The organism is Cognatundibacterium luofuense, from assembly GCF_018139685.1.
GTDB classification, from domain to species: domain Bacteria; phylum Pseudomonadota; class Gammaproteobacteria; order Burkholderiales; family Burkholderiaceae_D; genus Undibacterium; species Undibacterium luofuense.
Genome location: NZ_JAGSPN010000397.1, coordinates 1 through 333 on the forward strand (window position 1 = coordinate 1; position 333 = coordinate 333).

1 pseudogene is annotated in these 333 nt (G+C 53.8%); it reads left to right on the forward strand.

Going from position 1 to position 333, the window contains the following annotated elements:
- Positions 1-333: pseudogene (locus KDM89_RS20930) on the forward strand (PD40 domain-containing protein); the annotation flags it as partial.

Sequence of the window (333 nt, forward strand, 5' to 3'; positions counted from 1 at the left end):
GATCTGAACACCAGACAGAATCAGCTGATCGATGATGCAGGCAAAGCCGGTGCCGGCAATCATGCAGAAATCGTCTGGTCGCCGGATTCCAAAACCCTTGCGATCGTGCGTTCTGCAAGCAGTATCAAACGCAATCAGATCGCCTTGTATGCGCTCGATACCCGTCAGCTGCACTTTGTGACCAGCGACCGCTTTGAGTCGCAATCACCGGTATTCTCACCGGATGGACAATGGCTGTATTTCCTGTCTGAGCGCAACTTCCAGGTAGCGAACCGTTCCCCCTGGGGTGACCGTAATATGGGCCCGGCCTTTGACAAACGCACAGGCATTTAT